Origin of the sequence: Vibrio chagasii, from assembly GCA_041879415.1 — a bacterium.
In the GTDB taxonomy this organism is placed as follows: Bacteria; Pseudomonadota; Gammaproteobacteria; order Enterobacterales; family Vibrionaceae; genus Vibrio.
Map to the genome: position 1 here is coordinate 2,161,425 of CP090851.1, position 18,582 is coordinate 2,180,006.

The 18,582-nt window shown below is 43.8% G+C and carries 18 protein-coding genes and 5 tRNA genes; 14 read left to right on the forward strand and 9 right to left on the reverse strand.

Going from position 1 to position 18,582, the window contains the following annotated elements:
• The first annotated feature begins 28 nt into the window (after window positions 1-28).
• Complete coding sequence (locus L0991_09715; protein XGB61717.1) at window positions 29-880, forward strand: curlin; 852 nt, start codon at window positions 29-31, stop codon at window positions 878-880.
• A gap of 493 nt (window positions 881-1,373) precedes the next feature.
• Window positions 1,374-2,042 carry a LuxR C-terminal-related transcriptional regulator gene (locus L0991_09720; GenBank protein ID XGB61718.1) on the forward strand — a complete coding sequence of 223 codons (669 nt, stop codon included), beginning with the start codon at window positions 1,374-1,376 and terminating at the stop codon, window positions 2,040-2,042.
• A gap of 359 nt (window positions 2,043-2,401) precedes the next feature.
• On the opposite strand, the gene L0991_09725 is transcribed toward L0991_09720, so the two are convergent.
• Window positions 2,402-2,478: transfer RNA gene (locus L0991_09725), tRNA-Pro, on the reverse strand.
• A 255-nt stretch (window positions 2,479-2,733) separates the two neighbouring features.
• Between L0991_09725 and L0991_09730 the strand changes: the two genes are divergently transcribed.
• From L0991_09730 to rluF, 3 genes are all read left to right on the forward strand, one after another.
• Complete coding sequence (locus L0991_09730) at window positions 2,734-2,874, forward strand: DUF3149 domain-containing protein (protein ID XGB61719.1); 141 nt, start codon at window positions 2,734-2,736, stop codon at window positions 2,872-2,874.
• Between the two features lie 166 nt (window positions 2,875-3,040).
• Window positions 3,041-3,622 (forward strand): DNA endonuclease SmrA, encoded by a 582-nt coding sequence (gene smrA / locus L0991_09735; protein ID XGB61720.1) that lies wholly within the window; start codon window positions 3,041-3,043, stop codon window positions 3,620-3,622.
• Between the two features lie 168 nt (window positions 3,623-3,790).
• Window positions 3,791-4,936 (forward strand): 23S rRNA pseudouridine(2604) synthase RluF, encoded by a 1,146-nt coding sequence (rluF, locus tag L0991_09740; GenBank protein XGB61721.1) that lies wholly within the window; start codon window positions 3,791-3,793, stop codon window positions 4,934-4,936.
• A 78-nt stretch (window positions 4,937-5,014) separates the two neighbouring features.
• On the opposite strand, the gene ybaK is transcribed toward rluF, so the two are convergent.
• The 8 genes from ybaK to hemA all read right to left on the reverse strand — a co-directional run bounded on the left by ybaK (window position 5,015) and on the right by hemA (window position 13,252).
• On the reverse strand, window positions 5,015-5,500 hold the full coding sequence (gene ybaK, locus L0991_09745) for a Cys-tRNA(Pro) deacylase (GenBank protein XGB61722.1): 486 nt from the start codon (window positions 5,498-5,500) through the stop codon (window positions 5,015-5,017).
• A gap of 104 nt (window positions 5,501-5,604) precedes the next feature.
• Window positions 5,605-7,266 carry a bifunctional UDP-sugar hydrolase/5'-nucleotidase UshA gene (gene ushA / locus L0991_09750; GenBank protein XGB61723.1) on the reverse strand — a complete coding sequence of 554 codons (1,662 nt, stop codon included), beginning with the start codon at window positions 7,264-7,266 and terminating at the stop codon, window positions 5,605-5,607.
• 437 nt (window positions 7,267-7,703) lie between these two features.
• On the reverse strand, window positions 7,704-8,555 hold the full coding sequence (kdsA, locus tag L0991_09755; protein ID XGB63879.1) for a 3-deoxy-8-phosphooctulonate synthase: 852 nt from the start codon (window positions 8,553-8,555) through the stop codon (window positions 7,704-7,706).
• Between the two features lie 25 nt (window positions 8,556-8,580).
• Complete coding sequence (locus L0991_09760; protein ID XGB61724.1) at window positions 8,581-9,390, reverse strand: SirB1 family protein; 810 nt, start codon at window positions 9,388-9,390, stop codon at window positions 8,581-8,583.
• A gap of 27 nt (window positions 9,391-9,417) precedes the next feature.
• Complete coding sequence (locus tag L0991_09765; GenBank protein XGB61725.1) at window positions 9,418-9,801, reverse strand: SirB2 family protein; 384 nt, start codon at window positions 9,799-9,801, stop codon at window positions 9,418-9,420.
• Between the two features lie 196 nt (window positions 9,802-9,997).
• Window positions 9,998-10,870: a peptide chain release factor N(5)-glutamine methyltransferase gene (gene prmC, locus L0991_09770; GenBank protein ID XGB61726.1), complete on the reverse strand. Its 873-nt coding sequence runs from the start codon at window positions 10,868-10,870 to the stop codon at window positions 9,998-10,000.
• Between the two features lie 5 nt (window positions 10,871-10,875).
• Window positions 10,876-11,964 carry a peptide chain release factor 1 gene (gene prfA / locus L0991_09775; GenBank protein XGB61727.1) on the reverse strand — a complete coding sequence of 363 codons (1,089 nt, stop codon included), beginning with the start codon at window positions 11,962-11,964 and terminating at the stop codon, window positions 10,876-10,878.
• 28 nt (window positions 11,965-11,992) lie between these two features.
• Complete coding sequence (hemA, locus tag L0991_09780) at window positions 11,993-13,252, reverse strand: glutamyl-tRNA reductase (protein XGB61728.1); 1,260 nt, start codon at window positions 13,250-13,252, stop codon at window positions 11,993-11,995.
• Window positions 13,253-13,412: 160 nt separating this feature from the next.
• Here hemA and lolB point away from each other — a divergent pair, with 160 nt between their 5' ends.
• The 9 genes from lolB (at window position 13,413) to L0991_09825 (ending at window position 18,564) form a co-directional block, all read left to right on the forward strand.
• Window positions 13,413-14,060 (forward strand): lipoprotein insertase outer membrane protein LolB, encoded by a 648-nt coding sequence (gene lolB, locus L0991_09785; GenBank protein ID XGB61729.1) that lies wholly within the window; start codon window positions 13,413-13,415, stop codon window positions 14,058-14,060.
• Complete coding sequence (gene ispE / locus L0991_09790; GenBank protein ID XGB61730.1) at window positions 14,057-14,932, forward strand: 4-(cytidine 5'-diphospho)-2-C-methyl-D-erythritol kinase; 876 nt, start codon at window positions 14,057-14,059, stop codon at window positions 14,930-14,932. The genes lolB and ispE overlap by 4 nt, the downstream gene beginning before the upstream one ends.
• Window positions 14,933-14,959: 27 nt before the next feature.
• Entirely contained in the window at window positions 14,960-15,904 is a 945-nt protein-coding gene (locus L0991_09795) for a ribose-phosphate pyrophosphokinase (protein XGB61731.1), read from the forward strand.
• Window positions 15,905-16,104: 200 nt separating this feature from the next.
• Window positions 16,105-16,695 carry an aminoacyl-tRNA hydrolase gene (gene pth / locus L0991_09800; protein ID XGB61732.1) on the forward strand — a complete coding sequence of 197 codons (591 nt, stop codon included), beginning with the start codon at window positions 16,105-16,107 and terminating at the stop codon, window positions 16,693-16,695.
• Between the two features lie 10 nt (window positions 16,696-16,705).
• Window positions 16,706-17,797 carry a redox-regulated ATPase YchF gene (gene ychF / locus L0991_09805; GenBank protein ID XGB61733.1) on the forward strand — a complete coding sequence of 364 codons (1,092 nt, stop codon included), beginning with the start codon at window positions 16,706-16,708 and terminating at the stop codon, window positions 17,795-17,797.
• A gap of 281 nt (window positions 17,798-18,078) precedes the next feature.
• A tRNA-Met gene (locus tag L0991_09810) sits at window positions 18,079-18,155 on the forward strand.
• A gap of 66 nt (window positions 18,156-18,221) precedes the next feature.
• A tRNA-Leu gene (locus L0991_09815) sits at window positions 18,222-18,306 on the forward strand.
• 29 nt (window positions 18,307-18,335) lie between these two features.
• Window positions 18,336-18,410 (forward strand) — tRNA-Gln (locus tag L0991_09820).
• A gap of 77 nt (window positions 18,411-18,487) precedes the next feature.
• Window positions 18,488-18,564 (forward strand) — tRNA-Met (locus tag L0991_09825).
• Window positions 18,565-18,582: the final 18 nt, after the last annotated feature.

Consider the following 18,582-nt stretch of genomic DNA (forward strand, 5'->3'; position numbering starts at 1 on the left):
GACATGGAAATGTATAAGGATACAACCTATGAAACTTACAAAAATCGGAATTATAGTCGGTGCCATTATTGGTTTTAATGCAGCTCACGCAGATCCACTTCCAGACTCTGCTCCTGTACCAGGAATGGGTGTAAAAGAGGGTGTTACTGACTTGAGAATCTCAAACAAAGCAGCCGCTATTGAGCCTTTAGCGATGGATAACACCGCAATTTGGCAAATGGGTGATGGTGACCATGCTAACGTATTGATTGAGCAAAACACGTCAGGTATCACTGACGGTCATATCGCACTTGTTGATACTCACAACAGTAAACATTCAGATGTGGTAGTGAAGCAAGACGGTAACCTCAATGAGGCTCATGTGAAATTACGTTATAAAAGAAATAACGCGCTTATCGATCAAGACGGTTTAAGTAACCAAGCTAGAGTAAAAGTGAAAGGCTCGGGTCGAAATAATGATCTACGAGTCACTCAAATGGGTGACGATAATATTTCGGTTGTAAAAGCAAAAGGTGGTGCTGACCGCAACGAAGCTGATGTATATATCAACGGTAATTCAAACACCACGTACACTGAATTCAGCAACGGCAGTGTTGATAGAAACGATGTGGCTATCGATATCTGGGGTGATGGAAACTACGTAGAAACTATCGTTAATACCGATGTTGGTGGTGGTGATAGAAACGACGTAGATATCGACCTAATGAACAGTAACGATAACCGTCTATTTACGTTACAAACTGGTTCGTATTCAAACGCAACCGTTGACTTGACGAACAGTGACATGAACCAAATCATGATTGAGCAAACGTCTTTCGACAATGCCGCTGTGTTAGGTAACGGTGCAAACGGAAACGTTGGTCTTATCTACCAAAATTAATATGACATATTTTATATATGACAAAGCGGCGTTCATCGCCGCTTTATTTTACCTAACACATTTAAATACCTACGCTAACACGTTGGACACGATTGAGTGTTCAATAAAAAAGCAAGATATCATATTGAAAATTGAGAACGACTCTCCGTTCTCATTGACGTTAAAAACACATACCAATTCAGAGTATAATCAGAAAGTTAATAACGGTAAGACAACTTTAATATTAGGCTTAGACCAATTCCCTGCAACATTAGAGAATCATACCGACAGCGAAGCATGGAACATTTCTAAATCCTGTAAAATCACAAAACAGTAAAAACAAACTAAGAGTAAACATACACTTCCAGTTAAGAATAGAATATACCTTCACGTGTTCTATTAATTAGGCTTAAAATAATTCAAATATTTGATGGTCAGATTAGCGGAATACTAGTCCGTGCTATAAACTTTAAAGTCTAATAAGTACGCGGTGATCAGTAAAAGGAGTTTACACATGGCTAGTCCGGGAGTTCATCAAGCCATTTTAATAGCAGAGAACAATTTGCAATCAACGCTGCTCAAAGAATCTATAGAACAAAAGGTAAATTTAGACATAAAACTAGTGTCACCAGAGAGGCTGTCGACTAAGTCATTACAAGCTCCTAACCTAGATTTGGTGATTATTGATTACCCTACAATGAGTAAACAGTACACTGAAAAATATCAAGAGCTTAGAGATGATATCGAGAGTGATGTTCATGAAGTATTGCTCAATACGCCCAGCGACTTCCCTCACTCTGAAATGCTCAAATGGCAGTATCTCGTTGGTATTTTTTATGCCTCTGACACGCTTGATAAGCTAGTGACAGGATTTAACTGTATCTTACAGGGCGAAATGTGGATGAGCAGAAAACTCATTTACCAATACATTAGCTTCTATAGAGAGAGGCAGTGCGCGAAAACCAGCCCTTATTACCTCAAGCTCACTAAACGCGAACAGCAGATCATCAAACTACTCGGTGATGGCGCATCTAACACGCAAATTGCGGACACGCTTTATGTAAGTGAGAATACCGTTAAGGCGCACCTTCACAATACATTTAAAAAGATCAAGGTGAAGAATCGTTTACAAGCTTTGATCTGGGTGAAGAATAACGTCGCGACTAATGAGTTCGTCCAATAGGCCTAACTCTCTGCTCTAAACCATAAACAGCCAAAGCAGCTAGAACGCAAAAAGCCCAAATACAAAAAAGCCGTAGCCCTTTCTATTACAAAGAGTGCTGCGGCTGTTTCTAATGTGATCGATGAAGAGCTTATTTTGAGTATCAGGCTAAGCCTACTTTGGTTCTCACCCTCCTTCCCACACTCCGAAACGACGAAAGCCCAAATGCAAAAAAGCCGTAGCATCTCTGCTACGGCTTTCTTTAATATGGTCGGTGAAGAGCTTATTTTGAGTATCAGACGAACCCCACTTAGGTTCTAATCCTATTTTCTACGCTCCTAAACGACGAAAGCCTGCTCATTGAGCAGGCTTTCTATAAGTGGTCGGTGAAGAGGGATTCGAACCCCCGACCCTCTGGTCCCAAACCAGATGCGCTACCAAGCTGCGCTATTCACCGAGATATCTAACTGGCTCATTGCCTGTCGATGGAGCGTATAATACGGATTCTGAGTTTATCCGCAAGGGCTTTTTTTCATATTTATTGCGATTTTGAATCGTTCGAGCAAAAGACATACAACAACAAGCCCAACGTGACGAAAAACACACAGTTACCAACAAGTATTTAACTTATGCAACATGATTGATCCAGATCAGTGAATTGATAATGCCACTTAATACACTAACCCATGTCATATAACTTTGAGGTATACACATGGACTTTTGGCTAGATCTCCTATTTGGTAATGCGGTGGGACTATCTTCAATGATAGTAATCTTCGGGGCTCTGGGTCTCATGATGTTTTATGGAGGCTTCTTCATCTACAAAGTTATGACTGACAAATCTCCTCACTAGAGTCGCTCAGCCTAAATCATTTACCTAAAGCCTCATTGCTATAGGTAAACTTGAAAACGCTTTGCACCGGAGCTGACTTCTCTTGTCTCCTCCGGTTTTTTCATTTTTAAACCCTACCCCAACTTAGGTATACTTACTCTATTCTTACCAACTTGAGATGCACACTATGTCTCATGATGACGATTTAGATCTATTCCAACAAATGATGGGCGATGTTAAACGTATCGACCATGACACCGCAGAACACCAGAAAGTACATCGCGTTACAGAGTCTCAACTTGCTAAGCGTGAAGCCGCTATGTGGCTCTCTGATGATGAGAAAGATTACCTATCACTCGATGACTCTCCAATGGTTAAGCCAGATGACGTCATTGCTTACAAGAAAGATGGCGTTCAGGAAGGCGTATACAAAAAACTGCGCCTTGGTAAGTACCCCATTCAGGCCAAACTCGATCTCCATAGAAAGACGCTGAAAGATGCTCGCAACGAAGTGCTGTCATTTTTACGCCAATGCTTAAGAATGGATGTTCGCACTGTCATTATCGTTCATGGGAAAGGAGAACGCTCAAATCCACCAGCGATGATGAAAAGCTACGTGACTAACTGGCTTACTCAGATCAACGATGTGCAATGTGTACACTCTGCACAGCAATTTCACGGTGGTACCGGTGCTGTTTATGTCATGCTTAGAAAAAGCAATGAGAAGAAACTAGAAAATAGAGAGCGTCATCAAAAGCGCACTAGCTGATCATCGAAATTCAGGAACGAGCTTTCACTCCAAGATCGATATTTAGTGCCTAGACTCAAACCAAGTGCTAAAATTGTTGTCAGTTAACGAATTCAAACGTAAAGCAACTGCTCTGTAGTTGCTTTTTTGTTTCCCTATATTTCCGTTGTGAAACGCTAAGAGAATATCATGTCACAAGAATCCCAAGCTAAACGCCTTAACAAATACATCAGTGAAACTGGTTTTTGCTCACGCCGCGAAGCCGACAAACTGATTGATGCAGGTCGAGTTACTATTAACGGCAAGATCCCAGAAATGGGCACCAAAGTAATGCCGGGTGATGATGTTGAGATCGACAACAAACCAGTTCGCTCGAAAGAGAAGCCTATCTACATCGCTTTGAATAAACCGACAGGCATTACCTGCACCACTGAACGTGATATTCCTGGAAACATCGTCGATTTCATCGGTCACCATAAGCGTATCTTCCCAATTGGCCGCTTAGATAAACCATCTGATGGCTTGATCTTCCTGACAAACGACGGTGACATCGTAAATAAGATTCTTCGTGCTGGTAACAACCACGAAAAAGAGTATGTGGTTCGTGTCGATAAACCAATCACCGGTGAATTCTTACAGAAAATGGCAGCGGGTGTGCCTATTCTGGATACGGTGACGTTGCCGTGTAAAGTTGAGAAAGAAACTAAGTTCTCATTCCGAATCACATTAACGCAAGGTCTGAACCGCCAAATTCGTCGTATGTGTGAAGCTCTTGGCTATGAAGTTTTCAAACTACGTCGTGTTCGTATCATGAACATCTCTTTGGACGGTATCCCTAATGGCAAGTGGCGTTACTTGAGCGAAGAAGAGATCGCAGAAATTCTAGCGATGTGTGAAGGTTCTGTAAGTACAGAAGACGCATCTAAAATTAATGCAAAGGGTCAGCGTATCCGCAAGGCGACAGACGCTAAGCTATTTGATAGTCGTGAAGAGAACCAAGCTTCTACCGCTCGACGTAATCAAAAAGAGAATCGCACTCGTACTTACCGTGGTAATAACGCGGATGAATTCCGTCATGCGCCGAATTCAAAGCGTGGTCGTAATTCATCAAATGGTGAAAACAAAGGCCAAAGCAAAGGCAATACAGAGAATTGGAAATCGAATTCTCGCTCTGAGCGCTCTAACTCAGACAACAAGAGTTCAGATCGCAATCGCGCTAGCCGTAGTAATGCCGACCACCAACGTGGCAAGCCGACTAATCGCCACCAAGAGTCAAACCGACCAAATAAACCAGCAGCAAAACGTGTTGGTGGTACTCTAGGTCTGAAAAAGTAGAGTTACTCCGTATACAAAAACGCCCACGACTAAGTGGGCGTTTTTATTTGTTCTCTCATACATCATGCCTTGTGACGACTAGCCATCAGCTTGCAAGCACAAATCCGTAAACTGAGCTCGAGTCAGTTGAGCTAAATCTTTAGGGGCGAGTTCAATTTCTAACCCTCGCTTTCCTGCACTTACGCAGATCGTTTCAAACTCCGTCGCACTGGAATGAACAAAAGTCGGCAGCGCTTTCTTCTGACCAAGCGGGCTGATCCCCCCCACTACATAACCTGTGGTTTTCTGAGCAATATCCGGGTTCGCCATCTCTGCTTTTTTACCTTTTGCCGCTTTAGCCGCAAGTTTCAAATTTAGTTTCTGGTCGACAGGAATCACCGCAACAGCCAAATCTTTAGCGACACCATTTAGGCAGAATAGAAGCGTTTTGAATACACGTTTAGGATCCTGCCCAAGCGCCTCAACGGCTTCTAACCCATAGTTAGTATTGTTGGCATCATGGTGATACTGATGAACCGTATGAGCGATTTTCTTTTTCTTGGCAAGATTGATTGCAGGGGTCATAACAAATCCAAACGATAGATAAACAAAAAGCGACGCCGGAGCGTCGCTTTAGTTAAATTTATCATGGCGCTAGAGTCAATCGAATTTAGCGCTCAATGATCCAATTACTTGTAAACAATTTGACCAGAAGGAGCGTACTTGTTCACATCAACTGGGCTATTCGCTTCTAGGTACTCTTTCAGTACCTCAGCGTCAACAAAACCTGTGTTTACGTAACCAGGGTGGTCAGACAGTTTAGGGTAGCCGTCACCACCCGCAGCGTTAAAGCTTGGTACAGTGAAGCGGTACGTTTCTTCTAAGTTAAGTGGCTTACCACCAATAACAACGTCAGACACTTCACCGTTCGCTACTGTCATTGAGATACCAGCGAATTGTGCGTAAGCACCTGAGTCGATTGGTTTAGTCGCTACTACATTTAGGTAATCTAGAGCTTCTTTACCCGTCATGTCTGTGTAAGTCAGGATGTTTGCAAAAGGTTGTACTGTTAGTACATCTTTGTATGTTACTTCACCCGCTTCAATTGAATCACGAACACCACCAGAGTTCATCACAGCGAAGTCTGCTTTTGCACGCTCCATGTGAGAAGTTGCAATCAGACGACCTAGGTTAGTCTGTTGGAAACGAACTACGTTACGGTCACCTTCAAGCTTGCCATTTGTTTCAGCAATCTTAACTTCAAGCTGTGCTTGGCCTTGCTCTTGGAATGGACGTAGGAACTCTAGTAGTTCTGGATCTTGCGCAATCTCGTCTTGGATAAGTACGCGTTGCTTCTTACCGTCGATCTTAACCTTTTTCTTCAGGTTAACTGGGATTAGGTCGTAGCTCACCATTTCTAGTTCGCCATTACGGAATTCGTAATCAGCACGACCTACGTATTTGCCCCATTCGTGAGCTTGAACGATGTAAGTACCGTTTTGAAGGTCAGGTTTACACTCATCACCCGGCTTGAAGTTTTTCTTCGCAACGTTAGGGCCTTCCATACATACAGGCTCTTGAGAGTGACCACCAACGATCATGTCTAGGTCACCTTCGTCTAGGTAACGCGCTAGTGCAACATCACCTGGTGCGTTAACGCCACGCTGACCATTTTCGTAGTGACCCATATGAGTCACAGCAAAGATAAGATCCGGTTTTTCTGTTTCTTTAAGTTCAGCGATCAGTTTCTTCGCTTCTTCTTTAGGGTCACGGAAATCGATACCTGCGATGAACTCAGGGTTACCAATCTTTTGGGTATCTTCAGTTGTTAAACCAATAACCGCGATTTTAATACCTTGCTTTTCAAACATCTCGTAAGCTTGGAACTTACGTTCACCAGTCGCTTTATCGTAGATGTTTGCAGATAGCATTGGGAAGTTAGCCCAATCGATTTGCTTTTGTAGTACGTCTAGTGAGTTATCAAACTCATGGTTACCAAGTGCCATTGCATCGTAACCAATCTTGTTCATACCTTTGAAATCAGGTTCTGCATCTTGAAGATCTGACTCTGGTACACCTGTGTTGATGTCACCACCAGATAGAAGCAACACGCTACCGCCTTCTGCTTCAACTTCTGCACGAAGTTGATCAATCAGCGTTTTACGCGCAGACATGCCGTATTCGCCGTATTTGTTCTGCCAGAAACGACCATGGTTGTCGTTAGTGTGAAGAATCGTTAGCTTGTAAGTTTCGTCTTGGTTCCAATCATGAGCAGATTGAGACGCACAACCAGCTAAAGTCGCTAGAATTGCAGCACTTAGTGCTGTCTTTAGAATAAGGCGTTGCTTCATTGTCATACCTTTGAACTTTTTAGGGGAATCCACTGCTTCTTCCACTCCCATAGAGCCCGTGTTTAGTTAATAAACATGGTTAGAGAATGGTAAAACTTGAAGTAGTTTAAATTAAGACGGTAAACCTAACAGAGTGATTTCATATTTATGTAGGATAGATCACCATAATCCCCTATCGAGTGTGTAACAAAGCGACAAAGTTGCAGTTGAGCTAATAAGTGATCACAGGCAAACGTTTTCATCATTTTTTAGATTATTTGTGATTTACTCAGTTCGAAAGCGCTACAAAGTGACCTTCGTTAAATTTATTCGATTTATCAGAGCCTTAATGATTACGTTATAACATTACAATACCATACTAACGCTAGCGCCATTCGCTTAGCTATAGGTACAAAAAAGCCGGCAATTACGCCGGCTTTGAATTCTAGACTTTTCGACTATTTAATATCGATGTGGTCAAAACCTTTGATAAGGTCGTCAAGTGCTTTCATCTGCTTCAAGAACGGCTCTAGCTTATCTAGAGGCAGTGCAGATGGACCATCACAGCGTGCTTGATCTGGGTTCGGGTGAGCTTCAATGAATAGACCAGCAATACCTGTCGCAAGACCCGCTTTTGCAAGTTCAACCGTTTGCTCACGACGACCGCCAGATGCAGCACCTGAAGGGTCACGCATCTGTAGAGAGTGCGTCACGTCAAAGATGATTGGGCTGCCGTTTGAAGCTTTCTTCATTACGCCAAAACCAAGCATATCTACAACTAGGTTGTCGTAACCCATGCAAGAACCACGTTCACAAAGGATAATCTTGTCGTTGCCACATTCTGCGAATTTATCAACGATGTTACCAACTTGGTTCGGGCTCATGAACTGAGGCTTCTTCACGTTGATAACTGCGCCAGTCTTCGCCATCGCTTCAACAAGGTCCGTTTGACGAGCTAGGAATGCTGGAAGCTGAATAACATCAACCACATCAGCAACCGGCTGAGCTTGTGCTTCAGTGTGAACATCAGTAATGATCTTCACGCCGAATGTGTCTTTCAATTCTTGGAAGATTTTTAGACCTTCTTCCATACCAGGGCCACGGTATGAGTGAACTGAGCTACGGTTTGCCTTGTCAAAAGACGCCTTAAATACATAAGGGATACCCAGCTTTTCAGTTACTTTCACGTAGTGCTCACAGATCTGCATTGCTAGATCGCGAGATTCAAGAACGTTCATGCCTGCAAATAGCGTAAATGGCTTGTCGTTAGCAATTGGCATATCGCCAATATGAACTGTTTTCTGTTCCATCATATTCTCTCTAAATAATTATTAATTAGTGAACAACCACGGTCTTTTCATTCATGACGTTCACTTGAGATTTCAGTAACTCAGATGCAGGGTCATCTGGGCATTGGTCGATAAAATATTGGTAATCCGTCGCTGCCACTTGATGACAATCCAACTGCTGATAGATAAAGCCACGGTCGCGGATTTCATACGGGTCGTCAGGTACAAACGTTAATGCAAGGTCTGTACATTTCAATGCAAGCGTATAGCGCTCTTCTCTTAGCAGCGCACTTTTTAGTAGCGCTAACCACTTACCAATGATTGTTGGATGGTCAGCCACTTCTAAATGCTCAGATTTAAGCTCAGCTAATGGACCATCATGGCCAATCAACCACGCTCGTAACGTTTGCTCACCAACGTACTCACCGTTGTAAGGGTTGATATACACTGCTGCTTGGCCGTACCAAGTCACTTTAAGCAGAAACTGAGTCGGGAAAGAGACCCCCTCTACAGGAAAGCCTAGCTTGCGACCTAGAAAAAGAAAGATCGCGCCAAGACTGACAGGAATGCCTTTCTTACGCTCTAGCACTTTATCGATGAAAGCGTTCTCTGAAGAGAAATAAGCGTCTTTATCACCCGCAAAGCCCCATTCATAGAAGAATAGTCGAATAAAGGACTCAAACTTCTGTTGCTCATCGGTTTCATGAACCAAGGCAAACTCAGCTTCTTTAAACAGTCTTGCCAGCTCTTGCTCAGCCCAATTGTCTTGAGTGTCTGGGTTAATCGCTTTATTTAAGATCAATGCACCTTCAGCTAATTCTAGCTGGTCAAAGTCTTCGTCAAAAAATTCGTACATAGGTAGTTAACCGAAATAAGGAGATCATTAACCGAAAAATGTTGGTGTCTTCGTCATCGCAATTTTGCCAGCCATAGCTAACCAGCCAAGCGCACCGAAGAACGAGAATACTCTCAATAACTTGTTTTTACCCAACTTAAGCGCAAAGAAACCCAATGCGATGTAAGCCATCACACAAGTTAGCTTTTCTGTTAGCCATGGCGCGGCTGGAGTAAATGGAATAAAGCCAGTGATAAAAATCAAGCCAATACCCGATAGCAATAGCAACGAGTCATTGATATGAGGGAAACGCTGCAAGAAAGGGTGCTTAAGCTTTGGTGAGTTCGCCATCATAAGAACGAAACGAATAGAAAGAAGTGACACGCTTATCGCAATCGTTAGTAGGTGAAAATGTTTTAAACCTTCGTACATGGTATTCCTTTATATTTTTATATGTGCTTTCGTTAACACGAGCGACATTGGACCCGTTGGTGCTCTGTATTTCTGCGTTAAATGCATTAGCGAGTCAAATGTAATTTCGCGTTATAGGTATCAATTTCGTAAGTTCGCCCTTTAGGGTTTCATGAGTGGCCAGCAACGACTAAGCCCCCGAGCAAACAACAACGAACTATGAGCAATAGCGACCTAGTGTCACTCGGTCATTACCGCCGTAATCTTTCTCTGTAACCACATCGAGATAACCTAGCGCTTGCATTATCTCACGTACAGCCACGCCTTGATCGTAACCGTGTTCAAACACCAACCACCCCTCATTTTCCAAAAAGCCACGTGCGTTTTCAGAAATGTAGCGAATATCAGCAAGCCCTTTCTCTTCAGCAACAAGCGCAGTAATCGGCTCAAAACGCACATCGCCCTGAGATAGATGAGGATCATCTTTCTCTATGTAAGGTGGGTTAGAGACAATCAGAGAGAACTTAACCTCATCGCCATCAGAAGCCAGACCGCTAAGCGGGTCAAACCAACTACCATGCAAGAACGTAGCATTGGTGATATTCAAGCGCTTCGCATTCTCGGTTGCAAGCGCTTGAGCTTCTGGACGAAGGTCAATGCCTGTCACTGGTCGATTTGGCATCTCAGACGCTAACGCCAATGCAATAGCACCTGTACCTGTACCTAAATCAAGAATCGCACCTTGTTTGCCATAGGTTTTATCCAACGCGACTTCAACCAAGCGCTCAGTATCTGGGCGAGGAATTAAAGTAGATGGCGAAACTTTTAACGGCAGCGACCAAAACTCACGTTCACCGACAATGTAAGCCACAGGCTCACCGGTTAAACGACGTTTTAAAAGGGCTTGAAATTCAGATTCTTGTTCTGAGGTAAGGTGCTTCTCAGGCCAAGTTAACAGGTAAGATCTTGGTTTATCTAAGGCGTGACAAAGCAGTACCGCAGCATCAATTGAGGGTGACGTATTGTCACCCTCTTGAAGCGCTACGATTGCTGCTTTTAATGCACTTTCAACCGTATAGGCAGATTGCATAGGGTTTAGTTGTTCTCAGCTAGCGCAGCAAGTTGGTCTGCTTGGTGCTCTTGCAGAACCGGATCAATCAGACTTTGCATGTCACCTTCTAACACTTCGTTCAGGCGGTAAAGTGTTAGGTTGATGCGGTGATCAGAAACACGACCTTGCGGGTAGTTGTAAGTACGGATACGGTCACTACGGTCACCCGAGCCTAATAGGTTACGACGCGTGTCTGAAACTTCAGCAGCACGACGCTCTTCTTCAGCTTGTACAATACGTGCAGCAAGAACTGCCATCGCCTTCGCTTTGTTTTTGTGTTGAGAACGCTCGTCCTGACACTCTACTACTGTACCTGTTGGCAAGTGAGTAATACGGATAGCTGAATCCGTGGTGTTAACGTGCTGACCACCCGCGCCAGATGCACGGAAAGTATCGATTTTCAGGTCTGCAGCCTTAATTTCTGGAAGATCCGCTTCTGGGATTTCAGGCATAACAGCAACAGTACATGCAGAAGTATGAACACGGCCTTGAGATTCAGTCTCTGGTACACGTTGTACACGGTGACCGCCTGACTCAAACTTCATCACACCGTAAACGCCTTCACCGCTTACTTTAGCGATCATCTCTTTGTAGCCGCCTTGCTCTGAGTCATTGCTGCTCATTACCTCAACGCGCCAGCCTTTCTTCTCTGCAAACTTAGAGTACATACGGAAAAGGTTACCCGCGAAAATACCCGCTTCATCACCGCCCGCACCGGCACGGATCTCTAGGAAACAGTTACGCTCATCGTTTGGATCTTTAGGTAGAAGAAGAATCTGAAGTTCGTCAGTTAGACGCTCAATCGCCTCTTTCGCTTCTTTAATCTCTTCCTGCGCCATTTCGCGCATCTCTTCGTCGTCTTCCTGCGCCATATCTTCGGCAGCTTCTAGATCGTCTTGAGCTTGCTGGTAAGCTTGGAAGCACTTAGTCACTTCTTCTAACTGAGAGTACTCTTTAGATAGTGCACGGAATTTGTTTTGATCACCGATCACATCTGGATCGCCAAGCAGGTGTTGAACTTCTTCGTAGCGTTCAACAAGTGTTTCAAGCTTTACTAGAATCGAGGCTTTCATAATGTCTTATCTTGTTGGAGGTCTAATATTATTGAGGGTCTTCTAGGCCCAAACTCTGTCTAATGACCGTTAATTTCGCAGGTTCTCCTTGCTCAGCAGCACTTTGTAGTGCGCGGGTTGGAGCATGGATCAATTTGTTTGTGAGCTTATTACTAAGCTCTAGTAAAACTTTCTCAGGGTCACCGCCAGCGGCAAGTGATTGTAAACTTTTACTCAATAATTCTTCGCGGATTTCATTCGCTGACTTTCGGTACTCACGAATACTGTCGACCGCTTGTAGTGAGCGCATCCAACTCATGAACGCAGCACTTTCTTCACTGACTATTGCTTCAGCTTGGATTGCTTCCACTTTACGTTGCTCGATGTTGCCATCAACAATCGACTGCAAATCATCAACCGAATAAAGGTAAGCATCGTTCAGTTCGCCAACCTGAGATTCAACATCACGAGGCACTGCAATATCAACCAATAACATAGGTTGATGTTTTCTTTTCTTCAGAGCGGTCTCAACCATGCCTTTACCAATAATTGGCAGCGGGCTTGCGGTTGAACTGATCACAATATCAGCTCTGTGTAGGTGATCCGGAATTTCATTTAAGCTGATCACTTCTGCACCAAACTCTTCGGCTAGCCCTAAAGCACGCTCACGAGTTCGGTTAGCCACAATCATTTTAGTACAGCCATTTGCTGAAAGGTGCTTAGCCACGAGTTCAATCGTTTCACCAGCGCCAACTAACAGCACAGTAGAATCAGCAATTGACTCAAAAATATGCTTGGCCAAGGTACAAGCTGCGTAAGCCACAGACACCGCACTTCCGCCGATTTCTGTTTCAGTTCGAACGCGCTTCGCTACAGAAAATGATTTCTGGAACAGCTTTTCCATTGAAGCATCAACAGACTTGCTACCACGAGAGTCTGTATAAGCTTGCTTAACCTGACCTAAGATTTGCGGCTCACCCAAAACCAAAGAGTCCAAACCACAAGCAACGCGCATCAAATGTTTAATGGCGGCCTGCTCTTCATGGATATAAAGACTTGGCTTTAGCTCTTCAGGGCTAACTTGATGGAAAACCGATAACCAATCGATAAGCTTGTTTTTTGCTCCGCTTTTAACGTCACAATACACTTCAGTTCGGTTACAGGTAGAAAGTATGACACTTCCATTTACGTGTGCATTTGCGTTAAGTTGCTTGAGTGCCTCAGACAGTTTATCTGGACCAAAAGCGACTTTTTCTCGCAATTCAACCGACGCTGTATTGTGATTGATACCTACGGCAAGCAAAGACATGTATCAGAAGTTCTCGATCAGGGAATGGAAACAAGGGGCGAATTTTACTTGATGCATGGCTCTATTTAAAGAGCAAGCGGGATTTGTTTTCCTGACTTCGTGAATTCAATGCTATAGTTGAAGCGTTTTTTAGATGAATTTGAACAAGTTGTGAGCAAATATGGGCAAGCTTCGTAAAATCGCGTCTCTTATTTTTATTACCATAATCATGGTGGGTTGCTCGTCTATCCCGGAACAACCGACAAGTGTTGAATGGCAAGCGCACCAAAGCCGCCTATTGCAGATAGAAAACTATCAAGCCTCCGGTAAGCTTGCGTACATATCTCCCGAGCAGCGCCAAAGCCTCAATTTCGTTTGGAAGCACTCTCCAAACCAAAGCCAATTAAGACTCACCACTTTCCTTGGTCAGACCGCATTAAACCTGACCATTGATCCATCTGGCGCCAAAGTCGTCACTTATGATGACCAAATATTTACCCACGTAAGCGCGTCTATCTTGGTTGAACAGCTTACAGGCTTGAAGATCCCGGTTGATCATCTGCCACAATGGTTCCTTGGCATTCCAGACCAAGCGGATAGCTATCAGCTAAATACAACGAACACCCTTGAGTCACTAACCAAGCAAGTCAGCAACCAACTATGGACTCTGAGTTTTACAAACTATCGCAACACAGAGATGTCGAATACGCTGCAATCTGGTGAAGACAAAGCAAATGTAGAGACGATTCCGCTCCCTACTCGACTCTCTTTCAAGCAAGACCAAAACAAAATCAACATCGTAGTTTCGAAGTGGACACTGAAAAAATGATTACAACACCAACACACTGGCCTTCTCCAGCAAAGCTGAATCTATTTCTTTATATCACTGGCCGACGTGATAATGGTTACCACGAACTTCAAACATTATTTCAGTTCGTTGACTTTGGTGATGAACTCACGGTTACCGCCAACTCAGAAACGAGTTCGATAACCATCACGCCAGAAATTCCTGGAGTAGCACTTGAAGAAAACCTGATCTGGAAGGCCGCTACAGCACTTCAGCAATACACCTCAACCTCTTTCGGTGCCGATATTGAGCTAAAGAAAGTGCTACCAATGGGTGGTGGTATTGGCGGAGGCTCTTCAAATGCTGCAACTGTGTTGGTTGCACTTAATTACTTGTGGCAACTAAACCTTTCTGATGATCAACTTGCAGAGATCGGTCTGAAGCTTGGTGCAGATGTTCCAGTGTTTGTACGAGGCTATGCCGCCTTTGCTGAAGGCGTCGGTGAGCAGCTGTTGCCAGCTAATCCGGATGAAAAATGGTATCTCGTGGTCAAACCTCAAGTGAGCATAGCAACTGTGGACATATTCACACATCCAGAATTAACCAGAAATACGCCAAAGCGAGCGTTATCAACGCTTCTAGAGCAAGAATACGTAAACGATTGCGAAAAAATTGTTCGAATGCTGTACCCAGAGGTTGATAAGCAACTTTCATGGCTGCTACAATATGCGCCGTCGAGATTGACTGGCACAGGTTCGTGCGTTTTTGCTGAATTTAGCAGCAAAAAAGAAGCCGAATTGGTGCTAGAAAAACTACCTGACACCGTTTCCGCATTTGTAGCGAAAGGACGAAACATTTCTCCTTTGAAAGAAACGTTGGCTGAATACCACTCAGCCCACCCACAATCTATTTAAAACTGGACGCAACCCGAGGTTTCCACCGTGCCTGATATGAAGCTATTTGCTGGTAACGCAACACCTGAACTAGCCCAACGTATTGCTGATCGTCTATACATCTCTCTTGGCGATGCTACTGTAGACCGTTTTTCTGATGGCGAAGTCGCTGTTCAAATCAATGAAAACGTTCGTGGTAGCGATGTATTCCTGATTCAATCAACTTGTGCACCAACCAATGACAACCTAATGGAATTGGTGGTAATGATTGACGCAATGCGCCGCGCTTCTGCTGGCCGTATTACTGCTGTAATCCCTTACTTCGGTTATGCCCGTCAAGATCGTCGTGTACGTTCTGCACGTGTGCCAATTACTGCAAAAGTTGTTGCAGATTTCCTTTCTAACGTTGGCGTAGACCGCGTTCTTACTATCGACCTACACGCAGAGCAAATCCAAGGCTTCTTCGATGTACCAGTTGATAACATCTTCGGTACTCCAGTTCTTCTAGAAGACATGGCTAACCGTGGCCTAGAAAACCCAGTTGTGGTTTCTCCAGACCTTGGTGGTGTTGTACGTGCTCGTGCAACGGCTAAAGCGCTAGGTGACGTTGATATCGCTATCGTTGATAAGCGTCGTCCACGTGCTAACGTTTCAGAAGTAATGAACCTAATCGGTGATGTTGAAGGCCGCGACTGTGTCATCGTTGATGACATGATCGATACAGGTGGCACACTATGTAAAGCAGCTGAAGCGCTTAAAGAGCGCGGTGCTAAGCGTGTATTCGCTTACGCAACTCACGCTGTTTTCTCTGGTACTGCTGCGAACAACATCAAGAACTCTGTTCTAGACCAAGTTATCGTAACGGATTCTATCTCTCTATCTCCAGAGATGGCTGCGACAGGTAAAGTAACAACACTTAGCCTTTCTCGCATGCTTGCTGAAGCGATTCGTCGTATCAGCAACGAAGAATCAATCTCAGCGATGTTCAACTAATCAAGGCTATTTAGCTTTGTTTTAGAAACTCGTTAGAGAAAGACATTAAGCACTTCATTTGATGAAGTGCTTTTTTTATACCTGGTGACTGTTGTTTATCACAGCTCGGAATAATCATGGTGCCATCAGCTAGCTCGCACCTTTTTCATAAACTGTGATATCATACGGCGCTTTTTGAAATCCCAAGAGAGATCCATACCTTGAGCCAACAAATAAAACTTCTCGTTGGACTGGCTAATCCAGGTCCAGAATACGCCAAAACTCGCCACAATGCGGGTGCTTGGGTAGTTGAAGAATTAGCACGTGTACACAACGTAACACTGAAGAACGAACCAAAGTTCTTTGGCCTAACGGGTCGTATCATGGTTCATGGTGAAGATCTTCGTTTGCTGATCCCAACGACTTTTATGAACTTGTCAGGCAAAGCAGTTGCAGCTTTGGCAAAGTTCTACCAAATTAAACCAGAAGAGATCATGGTTGCTCATGATGAGTTAGACCTTCCTCCTGGTATTGGAAAGTTCAAAAAAGGTGGTGGTCATGGTGGACACAACGGTCTAAAAGACATCATCAGCAAACAGGGTAACAATAAAGAATTCTATCGTCTGAGATTAGGCATCGGCCATCCTGGACACAAAGATAAAGTTGCAGGTTATGTATTAGGCAAAGCTCCACAAAAAGAGCAAGAGTGTATCGAGGCCGTCGTTGACGAATCGGTTCGCAGCCTAGACATCTTATTAAAAGATGGCCTACCAAAAGCACAAAATCGCTTACATACGTTCAAAGCAGAATAAGGTTTATATCATGGGTTTTAAATGTGGCATCGTTGGTCTACCAAACGTTGGTAAGTCAACTCTGTTTAACGCACTGACTAAAGCAGGCATCGAAGCAGCAAACTTTCCATTTTGTACGATCGAACCAAACACAGGTATCGTTCCGGTTCCAGATCTACGCTTAGATGCATTAGCAAAAATTGTTAATCCACAAAAGATCCTTCCAACAACGATGGAATTCGTTGATATCGCTGGCCTAGTTGCTGGTGCATCTAAAGGTGAAGGTCTTGGTAACAAATTCCTAGCGAACATCCGTGAAACTGACGCGATCGGTCACGTTGTACGCTGCTTTGAAAACGAAAACATCGTTCACGTTTCTGGCAAAGTATCTCCAATCGAAGATATCGAAGTGATCAACCTTGAACTTGCACTTGCTGACTTAGACAGCTGTGAGCGTGCAATTCAACGTAACGCTAAGAAAGCAAAAGGCGGCGACAAAGACGCTAAATTCGAAATCACTGTACTAGAAAAGCTACTACCAGTTCTTACTGAAGGTGGTATGGCGCGTACTGTTGAACTAGCGAAAGAAGAAGCGGCAGCAATCGGCTACCTAAACTTCCTAACACTTAAGCCAACAATGTACATCGCAAACGTTGCTGAAGATGGTTTTGAAAACAACCCTTACCTAGATGCTGTTCGTGAATACGCTGCAAAAGAGAACAACGTTGTTGTTGCAGTATGTGCTGCTATTGAATCTGAGCTTTCTGAGCTTGACGACGAAGATCGTGAAGAGTTCCTAGCGGACATGGGTATCGAAGAACCAGGTCTAAACCGAGTGATCCGCTCTGGTTACGAACTACTGACTCTTCAAACTTACTTCACTGCGGGTGTTAAAGAAGTTCGAGCTTGGACAATTCCTGTAGGCGCAACAGCTCCGCAAGCGGCAGGTAAGATACACACTGACTTCGAAAAAGGCTTCATCCGAGCTGAAGTTGTTGGTTTTGATCACTTCATCGAATTTAACGGTGAGAGCGGTGCAAAAGACGCAGGTAAATGGCGTCTAGAAGGCAAAGAATACATCGTAAAAGATGGCGACGTTGTTCACTTCCGCTTCAACGTATAATTGCTGATTCAATATCGGTTAAAAGGCCAGTGAATTTCACTGGCCTTTTTGTTTTTACTCTTTACCAAGAGTTCGACATCAGAAAGTTAACTTCCTATATATATCGCCTTTTTGACCTATTTTTTGCCGACAAATACGCCTCTTTGACTAAAAAGAAACCGAACAGATGTTTATTCGTGATTTATTCAAAAAAAAAGTTGACGGGTTTCACTCAACTACGCATAATGCGCCCCGTTCACAGCGAAGCGGCAACGTTTCAAAATGAGCAACAATTTGGAAATGGCTACTTAGCTCAGTTGGTTAGAGCACATCACTCATAATGATGGGGTCGCAGGTTCAAATCCCGCAGTAGCCACCATTTCCTAAGCACTCTATTCGTTATTAAACACTTGTTTTTAACTATACAGAGTTTTTAGGAAATAAAGCGGACGTGGCGGAATTGGTAGACGCACCAGATTTAGGTTCTGGCGCCGCAAGGTGTGAGAGTTCAAGTCTCTCCGTCCGCACCATATTGAGATGTCTTAATCGATATCATTGTTGGGCTATCGCCAAGCGGTAAGGCACCGGCTTTTGATGCCGGCATTCCCTGGTTCGAATCCAGGTAGCCCAGCCACAATTTAAAGTGTAATTATCTTTAAAAAGATAATGGCATTGAAAGCAAGATTATATTATATTATCTCGCTCTCAAATGGCTACTTAGCTCAGTTGGTTAGAGCACATCACTCATAATGATGGGGTCGCAGGTTCAAATCCCGCAGTAGCCACCACTTATACAACGTCTTATT

Coding starts and splice junctions, on each gene's coding strand:
- L0991_09730 (XGB61719.1), top strand. CDS start 2,734: ATGGACTTTTGGCTAGATCTCCTATTTGGTAATGCGGTGGGACTATCT.
- ybaK (XGB61722.1), bottom strand. CDS start 5,500: ATGACCCCTGCAATCAATCTTGCCAAGAAAAAGAAAATCGCTCATACG.
- L0991_09720 (XGB61718.1), top strand. CDS start 1,374: ATGGCTAGTCCGGGAGTTCATCAAGCCATTTTAATAGCAGAGAACAAT.
- L0991_09760 (XGB61724.1), bottom strand. CDS start 9,390: ATGTACGAATTTTTTGACGAAGACTTTGACCAGCTAGAATTAGCTGAA.
- ychF (XGB61733.1), top strand. CDS start 16,706: ATGGGTTTTAAATGTGGCATCGTTGGTCTACCAAACGTTGGTAAGTCA.
- hemA (XGB61728.1), bottom strand. CDS start 13,252: ATGTCTTTGCTTGCCGTAGGTATCAATCACAATACAGCGTCGGTTGAA.
- prfA (XGB61727.1), bottom strand. CDS start 11,964: ATGAAAGCCTCGATTCTAGTAAAGCTTGAAACACTTGTTGAACGCTAC.
- ispE (XGB61730.1), top strand. CDS start 14,057: ATGATTACAACACCAACACACTGGCCTTCTCCAGCAAAGCTGAATCTA.
- rluF (XGB61721.1), top strand. CDS start 3,791: ATGTCACAAGAATCCCAAGCTAAACGCCTTAACAAATACATCAGTGAA.
- L0991_09765 (XGB61725.1), bottom strand. CDS start 9,801: ATGTACGAAGGTTTAAAACATTTTCACCTACTAACGATTGCGATAAGC.
- ushA (XGB61723.1), bottom strand. CDS start 7,266: ATGAAGCAACGCCTTATTCTAAAGACAGCACTAAGTGCTGCAATTCTA.
- kdsA (XGB63879.1), bottom strand. CDS start 8,555: ATGGAACAGAAAACAGTTCATATTGGCGATATGCCAATTGCTAACGAC.
- lolB (XGB61729.1), top strand. CDS start 13,413: ATGGGCAAGCTTCGTAAAATCGCGTCTCTTATTTTTATTACCATAATC.
- prmC (XGB61726.1), bottom strand. CDS start 10,870: ATGCAATCTGCCTATACGGTTGAAAGTGCATTAAAAGCAGCAATCGTA.
- smrA (XGB61720.1), top strand. CDS start 3,041: ATGTCTCATGATGACGATTTAGATCTATTCCAACAAATGATGGGCGAT.
- L0991_09715 (XGB61717.1), top strand. CDS start 29: ATGAAACTTACAAAAATCGGAATTATAGTCGGTGCCATTATTGGTTTT.